The sequence below is a fragment of the Arthrobacter sp. E1SS-5 genome (genome assembly GCF_057073715.1).
The window spans coordinates 880,642-904,995 of record NZ_CP172703.1; the positions used below are offsets into that span (position 1 = coordinate 880,642).

General features: G+C 64.6%; 21 protein-coding genes. 16 read left to right on the forward strand and 5 right to left on the reverse strand.

Annotated features, from left to right (window positions below):
• Positions 1-62: 62 nt before the first annotated feature.
• Complete coding sequence (locus ACIGJD_RS04190; protein ID WP_483688426.1) at positions 63-494, reverse strand: endonuclease domain-containing protein; 432 nt, start codon at positions 492-494, stop codon at positions 63-65.
• A gap of 36 nt (positions 495-530) precedes the next feature.
• On the opposite strand from ACIGJD_RS04190, the gene ACIGJD_RS04195 reads away from it, so the two are divergent.
• From ACIGJD_RS04195 to ACIGJD_RS04245, 11 genes are all read left to right on the forward strand, one after another.
• Positions 531-806 (forward strand): hypothetical protein, encoded by a 276-nt coding sequence (locus tag ACIGJD_RS04195; RefSeq protein ID WP_483688427.1) that lies wholly within the window; start codon positions 531-533, stop codon positions 804-806.
• Between the two features lie 386 nt (positions 807-1,192).
• On the forward strand, positions 1,193-2,254 hold the full coding sequence (gene speB / locus ACIGJD_RS04200; RefSeq protein WP_483688428.1) for an agmatinase: 1,062 nt from the start codon (positions 1,193-1,195) through the stop codon (positions 2,252-2,254).
• 4 nt (positions 2,255-2,258) lie between these two features.
• Complete coding sequence (locus ACIGJD_RS04205) at positions 2,259-3,947, forward strand: thiamine pyrophosphate-binding protein (RefSeq protein ID WP_483688429.1); 1,689 nt, start codon at positions 2,259-2,261, stop codon at positions 3,945-3,947.
• A 139-nt stretch (positions 3,948-4,086) separates the two neighbouring features.
• Positions 4,087-4,581, forward strand: a complete 495-nt coding sequence (locus ACIGJD_RS04210) for a MarR family winged helix-turn-helix transcriptional regulator (RefSeq protein WP_142130959.1) — start codon at positions 4,087-4,089, stop codon at positions 4,579-4,581.
• Positions 4,574-6,787, forward strand: a complete 2,214-nt coding sequence (locus ACIGJD_RS04215) for an MDR family MFS transporter (protein ID WP_483688430.1) — start codon at positions 4,574-4,576, stop codon at positions 6,785-6,787. Before ACIGJD_RS04210 ends, ACIGJD_RS04215 begins: the two co-directional genes overlap by 8 nt.
• A gap of 240 nt (positions 6,788-7,027) precedes the next feature.
• Complete coding sequence (locus ACIGJD_RS04220) at positions 7,028-8,761, forward strand: ABC transporter ATP-binding protein (protein ID WP_483688431.1); 1,734 nt, start codon at positions 7,028-7,030, stop codon at positions 8,759-8,761.
• Entirely contained in the window at positions 8,758-10,821 is a 2,064-nt protein-coding gene (locus ACIGJD_RS04225; protein ID WP_483688432.1) for an ABC transporter ATP-binding protein, read from the forward strand. The genes ACIGJD_RS04220 and ACIGJD_RS04225 overlap by 4 nt, the downstream gene beginning before the upstream one ends.
• Positions 10,822-10,859: 38 nt before the next feature.
• Positions 10,860-11,276, forward strand: coding sequence for an acyl-CoA thioesterase (locus tag ACIGJD_RS04230; RefSeq protein ID WP_483688433.1), 417 nt, complete (start codon positions 10,860-10,862; stop codon positions 11,274-11,276).
• Between the two features lie 134 nt (positions 11,277-11,410).
• Positions 11,411-11,668: a PLD nuclease N-terminal domain-containing protein gene (locus ACIGJD_RS04235; protein ID WP_483689428.1), complete on the forward strand. Its 258-nt coding sequence runs from the start codon at positions 11,411-11,413 to the stop codon at positions 11,666-11,668.
• 70 nt (positions 11,669-11,738) lie between these two features.
• A complete protein-coding gene (locus ACIGJD_RS04240) occupies positions 11,739-13,970 on the forward strand; it encodes an McrB family protein (protein ID WP_483688434.1) in 2,232 nt (743 codons plus the stop codon).
• Between the two features lie 46 nt (positions 13,971-14,016).
• Complete coding sequence (locus ACIGJD_RS04245; RefSeq protein ID WP_483689429.1) at positions 14,017-15,210, forward strand: 5-methylcytosine restriction system specificity protein McrC; 1,194 nt, start codon at positions 14,017-14,019, stop codon at positions 15,208-15,210.
• A 30-nt stretch (positions 15,211-15,240) separates the two neighbouring features.
• Here the strand turns inward: ACIGJD_RS04245 and ACIGJD_RS04250 are convergent, their stop codons facing one another.
• Positions 15,241-16,896 carry a sensor histidine kinase gene (locus ACIGJD_RS04250; protein WP_483688435.1) on the reverse strand — a complete coding sequence of 552 codons (1,656 nt, stop codon included), beginning with the start codon at positions 16,894-16,896 and terminating at the stop codon, positions 15,241-15,243.
• Positions 16,897-16,990: 94 nt separating this feature from the next.
• On the opposite strand from ACIGJD_RS04250, the gene ACIGJD_RS04255 reads away from it, so the two are divergent.
• Entirely contained in the window at positions 16,991-17,755 is a 765-nt protein-coding gene (locus ACIGJD_RS04255) for a response regulator transcription factor (protein ID WP_483688436.1), read from the forward strand.
• Here ACIGJD_RS04255 and ACIGJD_RS04260 read toward each other — a convergent pair.
• Positions 17,728-18,138: an Hpt domain-containing protein gene (locus ACIGJD_RS04260; protein WP_483688437.1), complete on the reverse strand. Its 411-nt coding sequence runs from the start codon at positions 18,136-18,138 to the stop codon at positions 17,728-17,730. The two genes, ACIGJD_RS04255 and ACIGJD_RS04260, sit on opposite strands and share 28 nt — an antisense overlap.
• A 282-nt stretch (positions 18,139-18,420) precedes the next feature.
• Between ACIGJD_RS04260 and ACIGJD_RS04265 the strand changes: the two genes are divergently transcribed.
• A complete protein-coding gene (locus ACIGJD_RS04265) occupies positions 18,421-19,599 on the forward strand; it encodes a glycosyl hydrolase (RefSeq protein ID WP_483688438.1) in 1,179 nt (392 codons plus the stop codon).
• A 128-nt stretch (positions 19,600-19,727) separates the two neighbouring features.
• Here ACIGJD_RS04265 and ACIGJD_RS04270 read toward each other — a convergent pair whose 3' ends face one another.
• On the reverse strand, positions 19,728-20,171 hold the full coding sequence (locus ACIGJD_RS04270; protein ID WP_483688439.1) for a very short patch repair endonuclease: 444 nt from the start codon (positions 20,169-20,171) through the stop codon (positions 19,728-19,730).
• Between the two features lie 19 nt (positions 20,172-20,190).
• Positions 20,191-20,625, reverse strand: coding sequence for a pyridoxamine 5'-phosphate oxidase family protein (locus tag ACIGJD_RS04275; RefSeq protein WP_142130942.1), 435 nt, complete (start codon positions 20,623-20,625; stop codon positions 20,191-20,193).
• Between the two features lie 189 nt (positions 20,626-20,814).
• On the opposite strand from ACIGJD_RS04275, the gene ACIGJD_RS04280 reads away from it, so the two are divergent.
• From ACIGJD_RS04280 to ACIGJD_RS04290, 3 genes are all read left to right on the forward strand, one after another.
• Positions 20,815-22,542, forward strand: a complete 1,728-nt coding sequence (locus ACIGJD_RS04280; protein WP_483688440.1) for a purine-cytosine permease family protein — start codon at positions 20,815-20,817, stop codon at positions 22,540-22,542.
• Between the two features lie 198 nt (positions 22,543-22,740).
• Positions 22,741-23,415: a DUF6318 family protein gene (locus tag ACIGJD_RS04285; protein ID WP_483688441.1), complete on the forward strand. Its 675-nt coding sequence runs from the start codon at positions 22,741-22,743 to the stop codon at positions 23,413-23,415.
• 35 nt (positions 23,416-23,450) lie between these two features.
• Positions 23,451-24,335, forward strand: a complete 885-nt coding sequence (locus ACIGJD_RS04290) for a hypothetical protein (RefSeq protein WP_483688442.1) — start codon at positions 23,451-23,453, stop codon at positions 24,333-24,335.
• The last annotated feature ends 19 nt before the right edge of the window (positions 24,336-24,354 follow it).

Sequence of the window (24,354 nt, forward strand, 5' to 3'; positions counted from 1 at the left end):
TTCCCCCGGATTCCGCCGGGCGCAGTCTGTGAGGATAGAAGTAACTGGGCAGCATTGCACGGTCACCGGTTCGGATTACGTGGTCGTGCCGCCCGGACTGTCTTGATTTCCGATATCACCCTGCTGGGATCGAACCAGATATGCTCCGGCATGTAGCGAAGGACAGCGTAGCCGCTGACGGCGGATGCGTTATTTCGCTCCCGGTCGCGGAGCATGTCCCCCCGCTTCGAGTGGAACGCGAAGCCGTCGATCTCCACAATCAGGAAGCCGTCCAGTAGAAAGTCCACCCGGCCGATCCCGGGCAGGAAGACTTGGGTTTCGAAGTCGATTCCGTTGGCGCGGAACAGGTGCTGTGCATCCACTTCCACGATCGATTCCGCACGCACGTCAAGTTCCCGCAGGACGCGGAGCGCGGGTCCCGACCGGTCGGCCAGGAGCTGGGACGCGAGCAGTTCGCGCGGTACGCCGTGCAATCTGATAGCTGAAGTGGCCATCGCGGTGGAGGCTGGAGCCGGCAGGCAGCCCAATGCATGAAGCGCAACGTCTTCGACTGCGGTCAGCGGCTGGAATGGATGACCCTGGAATCGAACGGTGCGATGCCGGACGAAGCCATCGCCGTGGCCATGATTACAGGCGAGGTGAAGTCGGTCGGGAGGTCTGCGCAGCCAGAGTCCGTAGTGGGCGGCAGCGCTGGCGCAGCTCAGCCTCCCGTTGTTCAAGACTGCTGCGAGGAGGCCTTCGTCGCAGCCGGGCAGAACGAAGACGCCGCGCCTGGGCTGGGTGGCGCCGAGCCCTGTGAGCCGTAAGAGTTCCCGGCGCGGGAACCCTGCGTCCAGGAGTTGGCCGGAACGGGCAACGCCGCCGGATTGCTTCAGGTATTCGAGGATGTCCACCGCATCATTTGAGACCGTGTGAGGCAAGGCCTGGAACCGGACGCCGGCCCTATGTGCACAACCCGGCGGGGCGCAGTCTGCATTCCTGCCCAGTTGCTTTCCCGGCGGCTCGGGTTGCTTTGCCACAAAACCTGGTAATTCGCGCAGGGCACGAGTAACGGAGTCGGCGAGACCAGGGAGTAACTGGGCAGGAGTGCTCCACCCCGCCCGGGAAGGTAAACAGCTGATGCTCCAAGGAAAACAAGGGTGTATGATGGCAGTCACAGAAGTCCCTCAACTCCTCGAAGGAGAGGCCTCCATTGGAAGAGCTGCGCATTGAAGCCAACGGCAACCTTGGCCCCATCGATTCATCCCGGATTCCCCGCTATGCCGGAGCTGCCACTTATGCCCGCCTTCCGCGCCTGGACCAGGTGGACAAGGCTGACGTCACGGTAGTCGGCGTCCCCTTCGACTCGGGTGTTTCCTATCGTCCGGGAGCGCGCTTTGGCGCAAACCACGTCCGGGAAGCGAGCCGTCTGCTGCGCCCCTACAACCCTGCCTGGGATGTCAGCCCGTTCGAGAACATCCAGGTGGCCGATGCCGGGGACATGGCGGTCAACCCGTTCAACATCAACGACGCCATTGAGACCATCCAGCAGAACGCGCTGGACCTCACGGCCGCCGGGAGCAAGCTGCTGACCCTGGGCGGGGACCACACCATCGCTCTGCCGCTGCTGCGCGCCGCCGCCGAACGCGCCGGCGGCCCCATTGCCATGCTCCACTTTGATGCCCACCTGGACACCTGGGACACCTACTTCGGCGCCGAATACACGCACGGCACGCCGTTCCGCCGGGCGGTGGAGGAAGGCATCCTGGACACCGAGGCCATCAGCCACATCGGCACCCGCGGCCCGTTGTACGGCAAGAAGGACCTCGACGACGACCACCGCTTCGGGTTCGGCATCGTCACCTCCGCGGACGTTTACTACCAGGGCGTGCTGGAGACGGTGGCCAAGGTCCGCGACCGGATCGGGAACCGCCCGCTCTACATCTCCGTGGACATTGACGTCCTGGATCCGGCCCATGCGCCGGGTACCGGCACCCCCGAGGCCGGCGGCATCACCAGCCGCGAACTCCTGGAGATTATCCGGGGATTCCGCGGCATGAACCTGGTGGGGGCCGACGTCGTCGAAGTCTCTCCTGCCTACGACCACGCGGAGATCACCGGCGTTGCCGCCAGCCACGTGGCGTACGAACTGGTGACCCTCATGGCGGACAATGCCGCCCCCGGAAGCCGCTTCGGCGCGGAAACCGGATACGCGGCGCAGGCTCTCGGCCAGGAAACCCGCCGTCCCGCCGGCTTCGCTGCCGCCAAGGAGTAGGGCCGTGGCAGAACAGGACGCCCCCGCGCAGGGGAGCGGTGCCCGCAACGGCGGGGACCTCGTCGTCGAAACCCTCGAAGCGCTGGGAGCCAAGACGGTTTTCGGTATCCCGGGCCAGCATGCCCTGGGCCTCTTCGACGCCATGGGCCGGGGGAACCTGCACTTCGTTTCGTCCAGGGTGGAGAACAACAGCGCCTTTGCTGCGGACGGGTACTCCCGCGCCACCGGCGAAGTGGGCGTCCTGTTCCTGTCCACCGGCCCTGGGGCGCTGACATCGCTGGCCGGACTGCAGGAGGCCTACGCCACCGGCGTGCCCATGGTGGTGGTGGCCAGCCAGATTCCCCTGGAGGGCCTGGGTGCGCGGCGCAAGGGCATGCTGCACCAGCTCGATGACCAGAAGGCCTCGGCGGCAAACGTCACCAAGAGCCAGCGGCTGATCCAGCATGCATCGGGCATTCCGTCTGCCATCCAGGACGCCTGGACCGAGGCCATCTCCTCGCCCCAGGGGCCGGTCTGGCTGGAAATACCCCAGAATGTACTGCTGGATCCGATCATGGTTCCGCCGGTGGAGGACGCCCTGGCCGAAGCGGCGGACAACCCGCCGCGGATTGAGCTGGTGCGCGAAGCGGTGAAGTGGCTGGAAACGGCCAGGCGCCCGGCCATCATTGCCGGCGGCGGAACCCGCCGCGGCAAGGCGGAAAAGTCGCTGCTGTCGATCGCCGGGAAGCTGCGCGCGCCGGTGATCTGCACGCCCGGCGGCAACGGCGCCTTCCCCTGGAACCACGAGCTGTCGCTGCAGTCCTGGATCGAGGACCGGTACATGACCGACGTCCTCGAGGACGCGGACGTCCTGGTGGTGGTCGGCTCGTCCCTGGGTGAAGTCACCTCCAACTACTTCACTTTCGAGCCGCGCGGCAGGATCATCCAGATCGACGCCGAGCCACGGGTTCTCGAATCCAACCGGCCGGGCCTGGGCATCCGAGCCGACGCCGGCCAGGCGCTCGCGGCTCTCGACGAGGCGTTGCAGCCCAGCGGGACTGCAGCGCCGGACTGGCATGGGCGCACGCCGGAAGAGCTGGTGCAGGCGTCCCTTGCCAAGGTCCGTGCCCGGCTGGAATCGCAGGACCTGGCCAAGGAACTGAAGTTCATGGCCGATATCCGTGACGCCGTGCCGGCGGACATGCAGACGTTCTGGGACATGACCATCGCCGCCTACTGGGGCTGGTCCTGCTGGGACGCCCGGCAGGGGCAGTTCCACTCGGCCCAGGGCGCCGGCGGACTGGGCTACGCCTTTCCCGGAGCCATCGGTGCGGCAGTGGGCCTGGAAACGCTGGGAAAGCCCGGCCGGGTGCTGGCGGTCTCCGGCGACGGTTCGTCCATGTATTCAATCGCCGAGCTTGCCACCGCCAAGCAGCACAACGTGCCGGTCACCTGGCTGATCGTGGACGACGGCGGCTACGGCATCCTGCGCGAGTACATGGTGGGTGCGTTCGGCAAAGCCACGGCCACCGAACTTGCCCGGCCCGACTTCGTGAAGCTCGCGGAATCCTTTGGTGTGCCCGCCACCCGGGTGGCCCCGGAGGATGTGGGGGACGCGCTCAAGGCGGGGTTCGCCGCGGACGGACCAAACGTCGTCGTGGTTGAAACCCTCCTGAAAATGTTCAGCCCTACCCATTTGGGCGACAAGCCGTAACCCTTTCGTCCTGGAGCTCCCTCATTTCCTGCTGGAAGTGGGGGAGCTTCTGCTTAACCTTCATCCCCATAAGTTCGTTTCCCTAAGCAACCTTTTTCTGATACAGTTGCTTGCAGCAACTAATTCTTTAGGGAGGATCATGTCTGTCGCACCGGCCACTGCAGCCGACCTCGTCAGCCATATCTATGACCTCCAGCGCGCATTGCGCTGCGTCACCATGGTTAACGTCAAAGGCCAGGACACCGGCATCGCCCTGCAGGGCGTGCTCAAGTTCATCGGCGAGGGGGAGACCCGGGCCGCGCACCTGGCTGAACGCCTGGGGGTCAGCCCGCCGGTACTCAGTCGGCACGTGGCCGAGCTCGCGGATGCGGGCCTGGTGGTGCGCACCCAGGACCCGGACGATGGCCGGGCCCAACTGCTGGCGCTTTCCCCGCGCGGGAAGGAGAAGCTGGCAGAGCTGGTGCGGCACCGGGCGGAAACGCTGCAGGCCTACCTCTCCGACTGGAACGAGGATGACGCGGCCGCAACAGCCGCCATGCTGAACAAGCTCACCACATCCCTGAAGAATTCCATCCGGGCAAGGGCGGCCGGAACCACCAACGAACAGAAAACGCAGGAGTCCATCAATGGCTAACGTCACCGCCGCCGCGGACCAGGAGCAGGAGCGCCAGCGCGAACGCACCGTTAAACAGGAATCGCGGCAGTCCAAGCGCCACGAACCCGGCGCGCCCATGAACCACCGGCAGATCATGGAGGCCCTGACCGGCCTGCTGGCTGCCTTCTTCACCGCTATCCTCAGCAGCACCATCGTGGCGAACGCGCTGCCCACCATCATGTCCGAGCTCAAGGGCACCCAGACGGACTTCGCATGGGTCATCACGGCCGCGCTGCTGGCCAACGCAGCCACCACCCCCATCTGGGGCAAGCTCGCGGACCTGTTCGACAAGAAGTTCCTGGTCCAGCTGAGCATCGTGATCTTCGTGGGCGGCTCCGTCATGGCGGGCTTCTCCGAAAGCATCCCGTTCCTGCTCACCGCCCGCGTGATCCAGGGCATTGCCATGGGTGGCCTCACCGCGCTGGCACAGGCCATCATCGGCTCCATCATTCCGCCGCGTGAACGCGGCAAGTACTCCGGCTACATGGGTGCCGTGATGGCTGTCGGCACGGCCGGCGGCCCTCTGCTGGGCGGCTTCATCGTGGACAGCGCGCTCGGCTGGCGCTGGACGTTCTTCGTTTGCGTTCCGCTCGCCGTCGTCGCCCTGATCCTGCTCCAGGTCACGCTGAAGGTTCCGCACGTCAAGCGCCCCGCCAAGATCGACTGGTTTGGTGCCATCCTGCTCACCTCCGGTGTCAGCCTGCTCCTGATCTGGGTCTCCTTCGCCGGCAAGGCCGACTACTACGACTGGTGGTCCTGGCAGTCAGCCGTGATGGTGGGCGGCGGCGTCCTGCTGCTCGCGCTGCTGGTGCTGGTGGAGTCCAAGGTGTCCCAGCCGATCATCCCGCTGAAGATCATCTCCGAGCGCACCACTGCCCTGGCCATCGTGGCTTCCGTGGCCGTGGGTGTGGCGATGTTCGGTTCCTCCACCTTCCTGGGCCAGTACTACCAGGTGGCCCGCGGTGCGACGCCTACCGAGGCCGGCCTGCTGACCCTGCCCATGATCGCCGGCAACCTCATCGGTTCGGTGGTCTCCGGCCAGCTGATCAGCCGCTACGGCAAGTGGAAGCGATTCCTGATCGGCGGCACCGTCCTGCTCATTGGCGGCCTGGCGCTCGCCGGAACCATGGACCACACCACCGAACTCTGGCTGACCGGCCTCTACACCGGCATCTTCGGCATCGGCTTGGGCATGCTCATGCAGAACCTGGTCCTGGCCGTCCAGAACACCGTCCAGGCCAAGGACATCGGCTCCGCCAGCGCCTCCGTTGCCTTCTTCCGTTCCGTCGGCGGTGCGATCGGCGTGTCCGTCCTGGGTGCCGTCATGTCCAACCACGTCAAGGACCTCGCCACCGACGGCCTTGCCAAGCTGGGTATCCAGGCTTCGGGTGACGGCGGCGGCGCCAGCCTGGACCTCAAGGACCTGCCCGCACCGATCGCCGACATCATGCGCGCCGCCTACGGTGACGCCACGGCCGGTATCTTCATGATCTCCGCCGCCGTCAGCGTGGTTGCCCTGATCGCCGTGATCTTCATCAAGGAAGTGCCGCTGCGCAAGACCGTGGACATCACCCCCGAAGCCACCCTGCAGGCAAACGCTGCCGGTGAAGCGGGCATGACCGCCATGACCGGCCAGCTGCCCATGGTCTCCAGTGACGCCCCGGACCGGGACATCCCCGCAGGGCCGGGCATGGCCACGCGGAGTGCATCACGTGCAGGTTCCGCCCCCGCCAAAAGGTACGACGGCGGTGCTGCCGCTGCCGCTGCAGCGTCCGGCCGGGTAGCCACGGAGGATTTCGAGGAAGTCTTTGCGCGGAGCTTCAGCTCCGAAAACCTGGACCTGCGGTCCGCAGACGACGCGGAGAAGGTAGCCGACGCGATCGCCAGTGCCGCCGCCACCCTGCAGAAGCTGCAGGAAACCCAGCACCTGCTGACCCGCCAGCAGGCAGCACTGGGCAACATGCTGCTGGACGTCCAGGAACAGCACCGGTCCCAGCAGGAGCTGGCTGCCAAGCAGGCCGCCACCGCGGCAGAGCTCAGCAGGGTGCAGCGCAAGCTCCTGAAGGAACGCAAAATCCAGGCAGCAGCCGCGCTCTACCTGGCCGGCCACGGCAGGCACAGCGCCGCCGCCCCGCTGGACGCACCGTCCGCCGGTGCCGGTTCTGAACCGGGCCAAGGACAGTAAGGCCAGGGACACTGGCAGGAACGGCAGCCCGTCCCCGCCGAGGCTAAAGCCACGGCAACTTCAAAGCCGCAGCCCGCATCCGGAAGACCTCCGGGAGCGGGCTGCGGCTTTTCTTCATGCAGTGGTTCCGCTGCCCGGCGCCGCCCTCGCTCCAGGCCCTTTTCAGCAGGCTCTCCACCCAGCGGAAAAGATCCCGGCCGAGAGGCCCAATTGTCGGTGCCCATCACTAGAGTTGGGTCCATGCTCCTCACCCTCATTCGGCGGTACTCCAAACAGTATTTGCCGTACATCCTGGCTGTCGTTATTTTCCAGCTCGCGGCCACCATCGCTGCGCTGTACCTGCCCAGCCTCAACGCCCAAATCATCGACCAGGGCGTGGCACGCGGGGACACCGATTTCATCTGGCGAACCGGCGCGGTGATGCTCCTGGTGGCCTTCGCGCAGGTGGCCGCGGCCATCGCCGGCGTGTACTTCGGCTCCAGGACCGCCATGGCCGTGGGCCGGGACCTGCGCCGTGCGGTGTTCCGTAAGGTCACCAGCTTCTCGGCCAAGGATGTCAACGCGTTCGGCGCGCCGACGCTGATCACCCGGGGCACCAATGACGTCCAGCAGGTGCAGATGCTCCTCCTCATGGGGCTGAACTTCATGGTGGCCACCCCCATCATGTGCATCGGGGGCATCATCATGGCGCTGCGCGAGGACATCAACCTGTCGTGGCTGGTCTGGGTTTCCGTGCCCCTGCTGGCCGTGGTGGTGGGCTACCTGGTGGTTCGACTCATGCCGCTGTTCCGTTCCATGCAGCGGAAAATCGACCGCATTAACGCGGTGCTGCGCGAGCAGATCATCGGTATCCGCGTGGTCCGGGCCTTCGTGCGTGAACCATTTGAGACTGAACGGTTCGGCGGGGCCAACAAGGAACTGACGGACGTCTCGCTCCGCATTGGGGCGCTGTTCGTCCTGATGTTCCCGGCCATCAGCATGATCCTGCACCTGTCCACGGCAGCGGTGCTCTGGTTCGGCGGCCAGCGGGTGGATGCCGGAGCCATGCAGGTGGGCTCCCTCACCGCGTTCCTGCAGTACCTGCTGCAGATCCTGATGGCAGTCATGATGGGCACCTTCATGGCCATGATGATCCCGCGCGCCTCCGTCTGTGCTGACCGCATCGGCGAGGTGCTCGGTGTCGAACCCTCCATCCACGATCCCCAGCAGCCGCAGGCTCCGGCCTCGCTTACCGGGGTGGTGGAGTACCGCAACGTCACCTTCGCCTACCCGGGCGCCGAGTCCCCGGTGCTCAGCAACATCAGCTTCACGGCACGTCCCGGGCAGACCGTCGCCATCATCGGGTCCACGGGTGCCGGCAAGACCTCCCTGTTGTCCCTCCTGCCGCGGCTGTATGACCCAGTGGAAGGACAGGTGCTGCTGGACGGGGTCCCGGTGGACAAGCTGGACCGCGCCGAGATCACTAAAAGGGTTGCCCTGGTGCCGCAGCGTCCGTATCTGTTCTCCGGCACCATCGAACACAACCTCCGGTTCGGCAAGACCGAGGCAACAGACCAGGAACTGTGGGATGCCCTCCGGGTAGCCCAGGGTGAGTCCTTTGTCCGCGAAAAGAAGAACGGCCTGGACGCAAGGATTTCGCAGGGCGGCACCAACGTCTCAGGCGGTCAGCGCCAGCGCCTCTGCATCGCCCGGGCACTGGTGACGAAGCCCCGCGTCTACCTTTTCGATGACTCGTTCTCCGCGCTGGATGTTGCCACCGACGCCCGGCTGCGCGCCGCGCTCAAGGACACCACCAGGGACGCCACCGTCATCATCGTGGCCCAGCGGATTTCCACCATCACCGAGGCCGACCAAATCCTGGTGCTGGACAACGGGCGGATCGTGGACCGCGGCACGCACGAGGAACTCCTGGAAACCTCGCCCACCTACCAGGAAATTGTCGAATCCCAGCTGAGTGTGGAGGAAGTGGCATGAGCCCCCGCAAGAGAGACTCCACCGCTGTCGAAGAGACAGCCCCTGCATCCACCGTGGCTGCCGGGGCCGGGCAAGCCGACGACGATTTCCTCGAGGAGGAGTTCACCCCCTCCGAAGCGGACGGGGACATGTTCGGCGGCATGCCCGCGAAGAAGGCCGAGCACTTCTGGCCATCCGCCAAGCGGCTGATGGGCCTGCTGAAGCCCGAAGCCCTGGGCATTTACGCCGTGGTGGGCCTGGTGGTCGTCTCCGTGGTCCTCAACGTCATTGCGCCCAAGATCCTGGGCCAGGCCATGGACGTCATCTTCGCCGGGGTGGTGGGAAAGCAGCTGCCGGCCGGAGCCAGCAAGGAGCAGTTCGTAGCCGGGCTGCGCCAGCAGGGCCAGGACAACTTCGCCGACATGGTGTCCCGCATGGAGCTGGTGCCGGGCACCGGCATCAACTTCGACAAGCTCACCATGCTCATCGCCATCGTCCTGTTGATGTACTTCGTGGCGAATATTTTCATGTGGCTGCAGGGCTACGTCCTGAACCGCATCGTCATGAAGGTCATCCGCCGCCTGCGTGATGACACCGAGAACAAGCTCAACCGCCTGCCGCTGAACTACTTTGACACCCGGCAGCGCGGCGATGTGCTGTCCCGGGTGACCAACGACGTCGACAACATCCAGCAGGCACTCCAGCAGGCGTTCGCCCAGCTGGTCAATTCCGTGCTGACCGTGCTGGGCATCGTGATCATGATGTTCATCGTCTCATGGCAGCTTGCCCTGATCGCCCTGGTCGCCCTCCCGTTGTCAGGGGTGGCAGCAGGCCTGATCGGAGCCCGGAGCCAGAAACTCTTCGCCGCCCAGTGGAAGAACACCGGGTCGCTGAACGGCCAGATCGAGGAGTCCTTTTCCGGGCATGACCTGGTCCGCGTCTTCGGCCGCGACGCCGACATGCTGGCACGGTTCGAGGAACGCAACGAGGCACTCTACAAGGCAAGCTTCGGCGCGCAGTTCGTCTCCGGGATCATCTTCCCCGTCATGCAGTTCGTGTCCTACCTCAGTTATGTGGGCATCGCGGTGGTGGGCGGCCTCCGCGTGGCCTCCGGCGCCATGTCACTGGGTGACGCCACCGCGTTCATCCAGTACTCCCGCGAGTTCACCCAGCCGCTGGGCCAGATGGCGGGCATGGCCAACATGCTCCAGTCCGGCGTGGCATCCTCGGAGCGCGTTTTCGAGTTCCTGGACGCCGATGAACAGGACGCCGAAACCGCCACCGAACACCTTCCGGCCAAGACGGACGGCCACGTGGACTTCCGGAACGTCACCTTCAGCTACACGCCGGACAAACCGCTCATCGAGAACCTGTCCTTCACGGCAGAGCCTGGCAACACGGTGGCGATCGTCGGACCCACGGGAGCCGGCAAGACCACCTTGGTGAACCTGGTGATGCGCTTCTACGAGCTCAACTCGGGCTCCATCATGCTGGACGGCGTGGATGTCACCCACCTCAGCCGCTCCGAGCTGCGCTCCAAGGTGGGCATGGTGCTGCAGGACGCCTGGCTCTTCGGCGGGTCGATCTACGACAACATCCGCTACGGCAACCTCAACGCCACCGAGGAGCAGGTCATCGCAGCTGCCAAAGCCACCTTTGTGGACCGCTTCGTCCGAGCCCTGCCCGAAGGCTATGACACCGTGATCGACGAAGAAGGCAACAATGTCAGCGCCGGTGAAAAGCAGCTGATCACCATTGCCCGCGCCTTCGTGGCCAACCCCTCGCTGCTGATCCTGGATGAGGCCACCAGCTCCGTGGATACCCGCACCGAGCTGCTGCTGCAGAAGGCCATGGCGGCGCTGCGTTCGGACCGGACCAGCTTCGTGATCGCGCACCGGCTCTCCACAATCCGCGATGCCGATACGATCCTGGTCATGGAAAACGGACAAATCGTGGAACAAGGCAACCACCAGGTGCTGCTCGCCGCAGGCGGGGCTTACCACCGCCTCTACATGTCGCAGTTCGCGGGTGCGGACGCCGGGGAAACGGCAGTGGATGATTCGACGGCGGTGCGCAGCTGAGCGCGCACGGTGGCCAGCGCATCGAGGTCCACGTACCGATGCGCTGGGGCGACATGGACGCCTACGGCCACATCAACAACGTCCAGATCGTGCGGATGCTGGAGGAAGCGCGGATCGCAGCCTTCGGGCCACCGCGGGGTGCGGGCCTGCCTGGCATCGAGCCCCCGGTATCGTTGTTCAACGACGTCCCCGAGGGCACGCTTGCCTTGATTGTTGACCACAAGATCCGCTACGTCAGGACCCTGGAGTACCGCAACGTTCCGGCCGTGGTGCAGGTCTGGATCGGCGCCGTCAAGGGAGCCAGCTTTGACATCCACTACGTGGTCCAGGACCCCGTCACCGGGGAGAACTGCGTGCAGGCAAGCAGCCACCTGGCGTTCGTGGATGAAGCCACGGGCCGGGTGCAACGGCTCACCCCGGAGCAAAAAGAGCGGATGGCTCCCTACAGGCACTAAGACTCTGGTCAGGGCTGCACATAACACTGGACTGTAGACACCTGACTGCAAACACCCGGCTGGAACCACGACCCACAGCGAAAGGAAGCCTGATGGCACGGAACAAGAAGGCCCTGAACAAGAAGGCGCACGAAATGAGCCGCAAGAACAAGATGCGTGGTGGCAGGAAGAAGACCTGGAAGGAGATGTCCCCGGCCGGCAAGGTGGGCACCATCGTCACCGCGATTATGCAGGTGTCCCTGCTGGTTGCCGCCCAGCGCGATATCTCGCGCAGGCCTGCTGAGCTGATCAACGGGCCAAAGGCCGCGTGGAGGGCAGCGTCCTTCGTTAATTTCATTGGCCCCATGGGCTACTTCATCTTCGGCAGGAAGCGGTCTCTCACCGGTAAATAGCCTGTCTGGCGGTCCGGCAGCTCAGCCGGCGTGGAGCGGGCGCCCAGCTTGACCCTGTAAATTTGTGGGCATGACCCCCACTGCCACTGCTGCCATGACCCGCGCCCTCGGCATCTCCAAGGAGATTGAGGATGCAGCGTGGTTCGTACTGGGGCCGGGTCTGCAGGGCAAGGCGTCACCCCTGGACGGCCGCACGCGGACATGGTCCGTTCCGGCAGCCGCTGAGCTGCTCGACCGGCTGGAACGGGGCATCGCTGACTCCAAGGCCCCCATGATGACCAACCTCCGCGAAAACCTGGAGGGTGCCACCCGCGGGGCCAAGCAGCTGGCCGTGGAGCTGCTCTTCCTGCAGTCCCTGCCGCTGGCGCACGAGGTGAAGTCGCTGAAGGTCAAGCGGGCCCGGGTGGCGGAGGCCGCGGGTTGGCTCGAGCCGCCGCTGGAACTGCCCGAAGAGCTGTACGCCGGCATGACGGACCACGGTGTCATCCGCGACCGCACCGCCGAGTTCAACTGGACCATCTGGGACCACCTCAAGTGGCTGTGCCGGTTCGTCCGCAACGTCGCACAGCGGCCGGCCAGCGTGGTCCAGGCAGCCATCAAGGATCCGCTGCAGTTCCACCGCCTCGCTGCATCGACGCCTGATGACCAGCCGGCCATCCGCCGCAGCATCGAGTTCCTGGCCTGGCCCAGCTATTTCGAGCCCGTGGTTGCGGACGTGGAACGGCAGGAAATCAGGGATGCCTTCGCCTCCCTCGTGGGTGGCGCCAAGGGAGACGGCGAAGAGGACATCACGGCGGATATCCACCGCATCCGGCTCCATCTGGACGAGCAGGCGGGCCAGCGCATCGACTGGTACTCCCGCCAGCTGGTCAGCCAGTGGCGCAAAGTGGGCGACCCCGGGCGGCGTGCCTGGCTGCTCCGGACGCACAGCGACAACGCCGAGCTGCTCACCGCCTGGCATGGCGAGGAGAAGGTGACGCTCGACGTCGAACACCTCCGCCTGCTGGAGCCCGGCGTCACCGCCGGCGTGGTGCAGCACGCGGTGGATGAGGACTACAAGCACCTCGGCTACGTGGAGCGCGAGGACACCAAAACAGCGGTGTTTGCCTTCCTGACCGTCATGAAACCCGGCGACCTGGTGCTCTACCAGCACGCCGGAACCGTACGGCTTGGCGGCGTGCTGGGGGAGCCCGAGTACAACGATGACAACCGCCGGCTGCGGCGCAAGGTGCGCTGGTTCGACGACGGGCACACCACCACCAGCCTTCCCCGTCACGTCCAACGGCAGCTGGCCACCCCCGGCATCGTGGTGGACGCCACCCGGGTGGTGCAGGCGCTTCAGGCGCTGCTGCCCGCCGAGGCGGAAACCGAGCCCGACGGCGATGCTGACGGTGCCGCCGTCGTCCTCTCCGCCCAGGAGGGCTTTCGCCCGCTGACCCAGGAATTCGCCGCCTCGCTGCACATGGAGCTGGAACCGCTGCAGGAGATCGCCGACCTGCTGGAGGAAAACCGGCAACTGGTCCTCTACGGGCCGCCCGGCACCGGCAAGACTTACCTGGCCAAGCACCTGGCGGCCGAACTGGCGGACGACACCACGGACGAGCGGGTGAAGCTGGTCCAGTTCCACCCGTCCTACGCCTACGAGGACTTCTTCGAGGGCTACCGCCCGGACAAGACCGACGACGGGCAGGTGTCCTTCAAACTGGTGGCCGGCCCGCTGCGGCGCCTGGCAGAGGAAGCCGCCAAGCCCGGGAACGAGAAGAAGCCGTACTTCCTGATCATCGATGAGATGAACCGCGCCAACCTGGCCAAGGTGTTTGGTGAGCTGTACTTCCTGCTGGAGTACCGGGATGACCGGATCTACCTGCAGTACAGCCCCAACGAGCCGTTCACGCTGCCGGACAACCTGTACATCATCGGGACCATGAACACCGCGGACCGGTCGATTGCCATGATGGACGCCGCCATCCGCCGCCGGTTCTCCTTCATCGAACTGCACCCGCAGACCGAACCGGTCAAGGGCTCCCTGGCCCGGTTCCTGCAGGCCCGCCAGCTTGATTCCACGCCGGCGCTGCTGCTGGATGCGCTGAACGGGGCCATCGATGAGTGGGACCGGGACCTGATGATCGGGCCGTCCTACTTCATGAAGCCCGCAGCCCAGACCCCCGCCGGGCTGCGCCGGATCTGGAAGTACGAGCTCATGCCACTGCTGGAGGAGCACTACCACGGCCAGCTGACACGCGCGCAGCTGGATGAGCGCTTCGGGCTGGACCAGCTGCTGGGACGCATTGCAGCGCGCTGATCCGCGGGCGCCGGGCACTTCACCCGGGCCGCTGCGCCATCTGGTCCTGGACGAGCTGTCCGGCGGGCTGGTGGAACGGCTGGACGCACCCAGCGCTTCCGTCCTGAACTCCAGCGGCCTGGCCAAAGCTTCCCCGATGGGCATGGGACTGTACCGGATTGAGCCGGTGGGCAAGGTGGGGTCGGTGCGGACAGCCAGGGTCCAGCTGGACGTCCGGCCCAAGGGCCGGCTGGGACTGAGCCGGCTCCTGTTCCTGCTCAGCTACGCGGGGGAGCAGGGCTTCCGGCCGGAGCTGGTGGCGGCCAGCGAGGACCGGGACCTGTGGAGCGCGCTGGCCGAGTCGCTGGCCCAACTGGCCGAACGAGCCCTGGGCCGCGGCGTCCTGCAGGGCTACCTCACCGTGGACGAGTCGCTGCGCACCGTCAAGGGGCGGATCCGGATATCGGACCAGATCTCCCGCCGCCCGGGCATGCTGGTTCCCCTGGAGGTCTCCTACGACGAGTTCACTGAGGACATCACCGAAAACCGCATCCTGCGTGCCGCGCTTGAACGGATGGGGCAGGTGCCGGGGGTGCGGCCCGAGGTGCTGGGCCGGCTGCGCCAACTGAAGGGAAAGCTCGACGGCGTCACGCGCCTTCCAGCCGGCGCCCCGGTACCGCCGTGGAAGCCAACCAGGATGAACCTGCGCTACCACGCCGTGCTGCGCCTGGCGGAGCTGATCCTGCGCAACGCGTCCGCCGAGGCCGGCGAGGGCAGGCAGCAGACGGCCTCGTTCGTCGTGGACATGGCGCAGGTGTTCGAGGACTTCGTGGGAACCGCACTGCGCAGCGCCATGGCCGCCTATCCCGGCGAACTCAGGCTGCGGTACAACGCCCTCCTCAGCGAGGCCGTACGGGATTCCGACCGCCTGTCCGTCAGCCCCGATGCAGTGCACCTGCTGGGCGGGCGCCCCGTGGTGGCCTACAACGCCAAGTACCGGGCGGCCTCCGATGCCGGCGCCTCCCTGACGGCCGACCATTACCAGATGCTGGCCCACTGCACGGCGCTCGCCGTGCCCACCGCGTGGCTGGTTTATGCAGGCAAGGGTGAAGTCAAACTGCGCCGCATCCTGAACACCGACATCGACATCGTGGAGTTTCCGCTGGACCTCAGCCAGCCGCCGTCGGCCATCCTTGCCTCAGTCCAGGAACTTGCCCGCCAGTCTTGGGGCGAGGTGGTCCGCCAGGCCCGGAACGGCTGACGCACCCGGCCGCCCGCCGTCGTCGTCCTTTCAGGCCGGCACGCGGAACGTAAAGGTTGTTCCCTTGCCCAGGGTGCTCTCCACGTCGATGGTGCCGCCGTGTGCTTCGACGATTGCCTTGCTGATGGGAAGCCCCAGGCCCACGCCGGGGATGGCGGTGCGCCGGACGCTGCTGGTGCGGAAGAATTTGGCGAACACCTCTGAAGCGTCCTCCGGTGTCATGCCCATCCCGGTGTCCGTGACGCGGCAGGCCACATGTCCGTCCTCCCGTGCCAGCGACACCACCACTTGGCCACCGTCTGGTGAGTACTTGATGGCGTTGGACACCAGGTTGTCCAGGACCTGCGAAATCCGCGCACTGTCCACTTGGGCCTCCAGCCGTTCCGGCGTGGCCGCTCTCAGCTCGACGCCGGCCGCTGCCGCACGGGGCATCGCCGAGGACACGCTGCTCCGGACGAGGTCGGCGACATCCACAGTGTGTGGCGTGACGATCAGCTGTCCGTTCCGGCTGGACAGCAGGTCCGATACCAGGGTCAGGAGCCGCTCGGAGTTGCGACGGATGATTTCCAGCATTTCGCGCTGCGGCTCGTCCGGTTCGTCGGCGAGCAGGATTTCCACATAGCCCAGGATGGAGGTCAGCGGGGTGCGGAATTCATGGGAGACGCTGGAGACGAAGTCGTCCTTGGCGGTGAGCGCGTTCACCAGGTCCGTGACGTCGCTGAAGACGATCACTGAGCCGGTGAACTTGCCATCGGAATCCCTCATGGCGCGCGCCGTGGTCACCAGTGCCCGCTGATCGTTCCCTTCACCCAGCCACACCAGGTAATCGGTGAAGGTTTCGCCCAGGACGGCGCGCCGCACGGGACGCTCCTGAACGGGGATCAGGGTCTTCCGGTCCGCCCCGTAGACCAACAGCTGCGACTCGTTGGGATCGGCAATATTCTTTGGCCGGGCAAGCTCGTGGTTGGCGCGCTGCTTGCGGTTCATCAGGACGTCGTGGCCGTCGGCGTCCACTGCCAGGACGCCCAGATGCACGGTGTCCAGGATGGTGTTGAGGAGCGATTCCTGGCGCTTGCTGGTGCGCAGGTTGGCCCGCAGCTGCTCGTCCTTGTCCTCCAACTCTTTCTGCTGGCGCATCATGCTCAAGGTCAGGACGCTCACCGACACTCCGATGCCCAGCATCATGACGGGCAGCAGCAGGGAGCGGGCAAAGTCCTGCGGGTTCTGGTTTCCCTTCAAGAGCAGCGGCACCCAGATGATGGCCAGCGGTCCCAGGAAGGACAACCACAGTGCCGCCCGCGCGTAGTACCCGGACGCACAGAGCCAGATGACCGGAAAGACGGCGAGCAGGCTGATGCCCGTGAGGCTCTCCTGGCCGCCTTCCCTGCCCGCCGCGATGGAGGCGAAATCCAGTAAGGGGATGGCCAGGAAGCTGGTGTAGGGCAGCCGTTCCCAGGGAATGACATAGCAAAGCGCCATGATGGCAAGCTGCGAGATGAGGAACGTGACGAACAGCGGGTTGCCCATGGTCTCGGGGAAGAACGCCCATACCAGGACGGCTGTGAGGATGGTGGTCACGAACAGCGGCATTTGGCTCATGGCCACGCGGTCGGTCAGCCGGTATTCATGGAATGGCCGCTTGAAGAAACGCAGCCGTCCGGAGGACCAGGCCGTGGGGTTGCTCATGGCGCGGAAGGCGCGGACGTCGGGCTGTGCGGGACCATACCAGCAGGATATCCGCAGCCAGCTATACTTCTGACGTTGGCACTGAGGGGGCTCTATGAGTGAGGCACGTGTGGGTCTGGTCATCGAGGATGACCACGACATTCGGGAACTGGTTCGCACTGTGCTGACCCAGGCTGGGTTTGACGTCACTGTCGCCAGCGGCGGCGCGGAGGGCGTCCTGATGGCCAAGAGCCTGAATCCTGATGTCATTACGCTGGACCTGGGCTTGCCGGACATTGACGGCTTTGAGGTTTCCCGGCAGATCCGCGAGTTCTCGGATGCCTATATCGTGATGCTTACGGCGCGGACTGAAGAACTGGACACCCTCATCGGGCTGGAATCCGGCGCGGACGACTACCTCACCAAGCCCTTCCGCCCGCGGGAGCTGCGGGCGCGGGTTGCTGCCATGATGCGCCGGCCGCGGTCCGTTCCCGACCCCGGCGACGTTGCCGTTGATGCCTCCGCGGACAGCGCTGCCCACCCGGAGCGTGGAAACTTCAGCCACAACGGCCTGGAGCTCAGCTACGCCTCACGTACTGTCACCGTTGACGGCAAAGAGATGAACCTGACGCGCACCGAGTTCGAGCTGCTGTATGCGCTCCTGGAAGCGGGGCGGACGGTCCGGACCAAGTCCGACCTGGTGCGGCGGCTCCGCGATGAGGATTACGACGTCGGCAGCTACATCAGCGAGGCCGACGAACGGTCCGTGGAGGTCCACATGGGAAACCTGCGCAAGAAACTGGGTGACTCGCCGCAGCAGCCGCGATGGCTTCAGACCGTCCGCGGGGTGGGCTACCGTTTGGCGCCGGGGCAGCACTGAGCCTGCAGCCGGTGCATGGTTTGCCTGCTGCACTGGGTGATGGGCCGCAGGTAGGTGGCGGCCAGCCTGGGCAATGCCACCGCCATATCAGCGTGGCGTGCCTCGGCCCGGATCTCGTTTTCCAATTCCAAGGCAAGTCCTGCCAACCGTTCGGCTCCGACCATTTGGCTTGACGTCTTCAGGCTCAGGACCGCGTCCATGGAGCCCTCCAGGTCACCGGTGGTCAGGGCAAGCCGCAGCCGGCCCAGCCGTTGCGGCAGGTAGTCGATGAAGTTCCCTACGAAGACCCGGCTGTAGCCTTCTTCCTCCTCGAGTTCGTCCCGGAGCCGGTCCAGGACGGACTGGTCCACCAGCGGCCTTGGCGCATCATCCGACGTGCTCATGACAGTCCTTTCTGCTGGATTTGGGGACCCGAAAACAGGGTGTTTAGGCGGGGGATCTTGTTCTGTTTCAGGTTAGGACCGTTCCCGCGACCTAGCAGAAGACTCGGGAAGAATTGTGGTTTTCTTGATGGGACTGCGGTTTTTGGCCCATAAAATCGATGCCAGTGCTTTTTCGCATTGACGTCATCAGCGGCCATAGCCGCCTTTTCAATCTGGGGATAGATTGCCGTGTTCCGAACACTTAGGACCTTATTTGTCGCGCTCATAATCGGCGCCGGGCTGGTGTTGTCCATCGTCCAGCCGGCCAGCGCAGCCACCACACCGCAGATCACGCTCAATCCGGGTTCCGGTCCGGCCGGTTCCGCGGTCACGGTCACCGGAACCGGGTTCAAGGCTGCCACCACGGGCACTGTGATTGTGGGTTCCACTACTTTCGCGTTCCAAACCACATCCACCGGCGCCTTCAGCACCGGCATCACCATTCCGGCCGCATCAACCGGAAACCTCACCATCACTGCCAAGACTTCGTCCATCAAGGCGTCAGCCACGTTTGTTGTCCAGGCAGCCCCTGCGCCTGCCCCTGCGCCGGCGCCAACCATAAGTTCCGCCCCCTTGCGCTTCGGGGTGGCAACGCCGGGGGGACCCATGGCCAGTGCTGAGCTGGACGAGGTGGCCACCCTGGCAGGGGAAATCCCCTCCGTGGTAATGAGCTACAAGGACTTCCTGCAGGCCCCGCCGATCAGCGAGTTGGACGCTGTGCGCTCGCGCGGAGCTACACCCCTTGTCACCTGGGAGCCCTGGGCCTGGGGAGGCGGAGTGGACCAGCCCGCCTATTCGTTGGCCCGGATCACTGCAGGCGACTTTGACACGTACATCAGCCAGTGGGGCCAGTCCCTGGCGGCCTGGGGCAAGCCAGTCATGCTGCGCTTCGCCCACGAAATGAACGGCAACTGGTATCCGTGGGCCGAGGGCGTCAACGGTAACCAGACGGGAGAATACGCGGCAGCCTGGCGCCATGTCCACGATGTTGTTGCCGCTACGGGAGCAACCAACGTCCAGTGGGTCTGGTCCCCGAACGTGCCCTACTGGGGATCGACCGACCTGACAGGTTTGTTCCCCGGGGCAGGCTACGTGGACATCGTGGCACTGGATGGCTACAACTGGGGCACCTCGCAAACCTGGAGCAGCTGGGTTTCCCCGGTGGACCTGTTTGCCCCCGGCATCTCCCAGCTCCGCACCCTGGCACCCGGCAAGCCGGTCCTGATCGCCGAGACGGCGTCCAGCGAACTGGGTGGTTCCAAAGCCTCATGGAACACGGACCTGGTGTCCTACCTGGCTGCCCAGCCGGACGTGATGGGCTTCGTCTGGTTCGACATGCAGAAGGAAACGGACTGGCGCATCAACAGCAGCGACACGTCGGCGTCGGCCTTCAAATCGGCACTGTTGGCCCGGAGAAGCTAGGGGATAGGGGATAGCTGCTCCGAAACTGGCAGTGGCGGCTTGCCTGACCGCGGCAACCTGTCCATTCTGTCGGTCCAGGATCAAGGAGGGTGGCAGAAACAGCTAAAGATTGCCTCAAGATTCAGCTGTCAGGCGCCGGCTTCGAGGAAGTGGACCAACTGGGATTCGAGGGCTGAACGATCCTTCAGCTCACACTCCCAAACGGTTAACACTTCCCAGCCGGCGTCTTCCAGTTGGCGGCGCTGGCCGGCGTCGCGCTCGCGGGTCCGGGTGCGCTTGGCAAGCCAGAACTCCGCATTGGCTTTCGGCGCGTGCAGACCCACCCGGCAGTCGTGGAAATGCCAGAAGCAGCCATTCACAAAGATCACCTTGTGCCGCCCGGCGAAGACGAGATCCGGGTTTCCCGGCAGTTTTGTGCGGCCGGACCTGCCGTGCAGCCGGTACCTGTAGCCCTTGGCGTGCAGGATCCGGCGCACCAGCAGTTCGGGTTCGGTGTTCTTGCCGCGGATCCGGGACATGTTCCAGCTGCGCCGCTCGGGGGTGAGCTTGTCTGCAGTGGGCTTGTCCGCCATTCCTCCAGTCTAGGAGGCCTTAGATCTCCCGTTCCGGTTGTTCGCCGAACACGAAGTGGCGGCCGCTGACGGACTTCGGCTCGATCTCCACGTAAAAGTCTTTCAGCGTGGGAACCCAGGTCTTCAGTCCAAGTTCCTCGATGGCCGCAAGCTCAGCCGAGTTGCTAAGGACCCGTGCCGTCCCGCGGAGGATCACGGACCACGCCTCCTGCGACAGGATGCCATCGGTTTCGAACAGCACTTTGGAGTTGATGGTCAGCTGCGCAAGCTTGTTTCCGGGAGCGGTGCGCAGGTAGACCTTCCGGTTCGAGGTCACATAGTTCACAGGGAAGATATCCGGTTCTCCCGCCACGGAGACCACCAACCGCCCGTGCTGCGTTGCCGCCAGGAGACGCCACGATTGCTCATCATCGAGTTCCAGGACGGGATTGCCGTCCGCGTGTTCAAACATCATGCCGCCATTCTTCTACCTCAAGTAGAAATGCGCCAGAGGCTTTGTACCCGCAATTCCCCGCTTCTTTGTGACAGCTCCGTCAATGCTTAACAGGCCGGAAACAGGCCTGTGACTCCGTCGTCTTTCCAGCTGGATAGCGTCGCACGCAGGGCCATTACGGCTGAATGCGAAAAGAAAGCGACGCACCCAATGGGCAACGACACAGACACAACGCAACTGCTGGAACCTGCGGCACCTGCTGACGCCGCCGTCGTCGGACGTTCTCCGGCAACCCCGACGGCGGGCAACAGCTCGGCTCTTAACGCCACCAAGGAAAGCCTTGAGGATTACACGCTCCGGTTCGCGCCGCGCTCCTACCGCAAGTGGAGCGCCGGCGTAGTGGCCACGAGCGCCCTGGGCGGCATTGCCTATCTGGCGGACTTTTCGATCGGTGCGAACATCGGCATCTCATACGGCACGGTCAACGCACTGTTGGGAATCCTGGTGGCCGCCGTCGTCATCTTCGCAACGGGTTTTCCCCTGGCGTACTACGCGGCCCGCTACAACATCGACCTGGACCTGATCACCCGTGGTTCCGGCTTCGGCTACTACGGCTCGGTGGTCACCAACGTCATCTTTGCCACCTTCACCTTCATCTTCTTCGCGCTGGAGGGATCCATCATGGCGCAGGGGCTGGAGTTGGGGCTGGGCATTCCGCAGTGGCTGGGGTACGCCGCGTCCACCGTGATCATCATCCCGCTGGTGATTTATGGGATGAATACGCTGGCCAAACTGCAGGTCTGGACCACCCCGCTGTGGCTGCTCCTGATGGTGGTGCCGGTGGGTTACCTGCTGGTCTCGCACCCGGAGAGCATCGACAGCTTCTTCGCCTATACCGGTGCGACCGGTGACGGCGGCCCCAACCTCGCGTCCGTGATGCTGGCCGCCGGCGTGTGCCTGTCCCTGATGGCGCAGATCGCCGAGCAGATCGACTACCTGCGCTTCATGCCGCCGCGCACTGCTGCGAACCGTGGCGCCTGGTGGCGCGCAGTGATCCTGGCCGGCCCGGGCTGGGTGATCTTCGGGGCCATCAAGCAGATCGTGGGCCTTTTCATCGCCATCTACCTGATCGCTACCCTGGATCCCGCTGCCTCTGCCACCGCAAACGAACCGGTCCACCAGTTCCTCGGCGTGTACCAGGAGATGATGCCGGCCTGGCTGGCCATGACGCTGGCGGTGGTGCTGGTGGTCATTTCGCAGATCAAGATCAACGTCACCAACGCGTACTCCGGCTCCCTGGCCTGGACCAACTCCTTCACCCGCATCACCAAGACATACCCGGGACGCATGGTCTTCGTGGTGGTGAACCTGCTGATCGCGCTGGTCCTGATGGAAGCCAACATGTTCGACTTCCTAAACACCATCCTGGGCTTCTACGCCAACTGCGCCATGGCGTGGGTGGTCACCGTGGCGTCCGATATTGCCATCAACAAGTACCTTTTGAAGATCTCGCCCAAGGTGCCTGAGTTCCGACGCGGGATGCTGTACGCCGTCAACCCCGTGGGGTTTGTGTCCATGCTGGCGTCTGCGGGTGTTTCCATCGCGGTCTTCTTCGGAGCATTCGGCGCCGCCATCCAGCCGTATTCGCCGATCTTCGCGGTGGGCCTGGCGCTCGTGCTGCCGCCGGTCATGGCCGTGCTGACTCGCGGGCGGTTCTACCTGCGGCGCGTTGACGACGGCATCGACCTGCCCATGTTCGACGCCGACGGGAACCCCAGCGACGTTAAGCTCCTGTGCCACGTGACAGGCTTGAAGTTCGAGCGTCCGGACATGGTGCGTTCCGCCCAGGACGCACCCGACGGCGGACCGCAGTATGTTTCTTCGCTCGCCTTGTCGACGGACAAGACGGGGGAACTGGTGCTGCCCGCACAGAAGTAACGTCTTTTGATCAGGGAAGCCGGCGCACTTCGGTGCGCCGGCTTACTTTGTGACTTCTTTTGTCGCATTCCGGATGGTAGACAGTGCATCGGGGGCCTTGTGCCTGTGGATAACTTCCCCAGTGAATTGTGACGTGGGCTACCCTTAAGTCACTGTCCGGAGCAAGCCGTCTTGAAACTACTGGGGGAATAGCGGCCCATGACATCGCAGAACTTCCTTTCGTCCCGCGCATTTGTTTCGTCACGCACTATGCAGTCCGGCGCGGCCGCTCTTGTTTTTGGACTTGCCTTGGCTTTGTCTGGCTGCAACCCGGGCGATTTTCCTGGTCCGGGCGGCACTTCTTCTCCGGTGGCCGCTGACACGCCCACCGCCACCTCCACGCCCACTCCCACCCCGACGCCGAGTGCCGTGTACAAGCCGGCCGACGCGTCTGGACCCGCCCAAAACGTCCCGGTTCCCGTGCTTCCCGAAGTGGCGAAGACGGAAACGAAGGAAGGGGCGGAAGCGTTTGTTCGCTATTGGTACGAGAGTTTGAGCTACAGCTACGAAACAGGGGATACAAAAGTCCTCGAAAAGCTCAGCAGTCCCGGATGTGTCTTTTGTAGCGGTCTGCGGGACGGGATAGCTGAAGCCTGGGGCGAAGGCCGTTGGATATCGGGTGGCAAGATTGAGACTCCAGCGATCACAGCAACAGTCGAGACGGCAGCTGAAGCATATGCCGTGGTTCAAGTTATTCAGTCAATAATCGAGATTAGAAAGCCGGACGGTACTCTGCTGCAAAAGCCGACGCCTGCCACCAATACTGGCAGTCGAGCCGGGCTGACTTTCGGACCAGAAGGCTGGACCATGACAGACCTTGGCTTGATCCGGTAGTCGAGATGAAGGCTCCAGAACTCAAGATTCTGACTGTGGCTTTGCTCGTCCTTATCCTCACCCCCACACTCGCTTATGCCGACGTAGCAGTTGGTTACGAGGATAGGGGAGTGGCTGTTGGTGCTGATCAGTGGGTGAAGGATTCGGATACAGGGAAACTTGTTCGCGCTGAGCCCGGCGCCGTAAGCACCGACCCCAACGAGTACAAGTACGAACTCCAATGCCACCTCGGCGGAGGCGACTTCGACACGCCTTGCCTTGCCCGCCAGCTCGACTGCAAGGACCGGGAGGACGGCGCCAAGGGCATCCCTGTCATGTGGCTGTCCCGGCCTCGAGGCGTGCCGGGTGCAGTCTGGGCACATCATTCGGGGCCAACCTGCCTTTACGACCCCAAGCCCGAGGACCTCCTGCCGCGCATCGCCGCAGACATCCAGCGGCAGTTCCAGAACCTTCCGGTAAACGCAGGGAAAGTAACTGCGCAGCCCAGCCCCAACACCCTCCGCGGTGCCGAAACGAACTTTTACGCCGAAGCGGTGGAGCAGCAGTTCGATATCACCATGTTCGGCCAAAAGGTCCATGTGGTGGCAACACCCGTGCAGTACACGTGGAACTACGGCGACGGCGCCGTCTTCGGCCCCCAACCGTCCATGGGTGGGCCCCTGCCGCAGGACCGCTGGGGCGAAAAAACCCGGACCAGCCACGCCTACGCATCAACCGGGGATTTCCAGGTGGTCATGACTACGACCTTCCAAGGCACTTACTCGGTGAACTCCGGCCCGCCGCTGCCGATCCCCGGCCAGGGACAATTCAGTTCACCATCGCAAGCCATCAGCGTCTGGCGCTCGCTCACCCGTAACTATGCGGACGACTGCCACACCAACCCGCAGGGCCAGGGCTGCCCTGGTGCCGGGACCCGCTAAGTCCAGACAGGACCGTGAT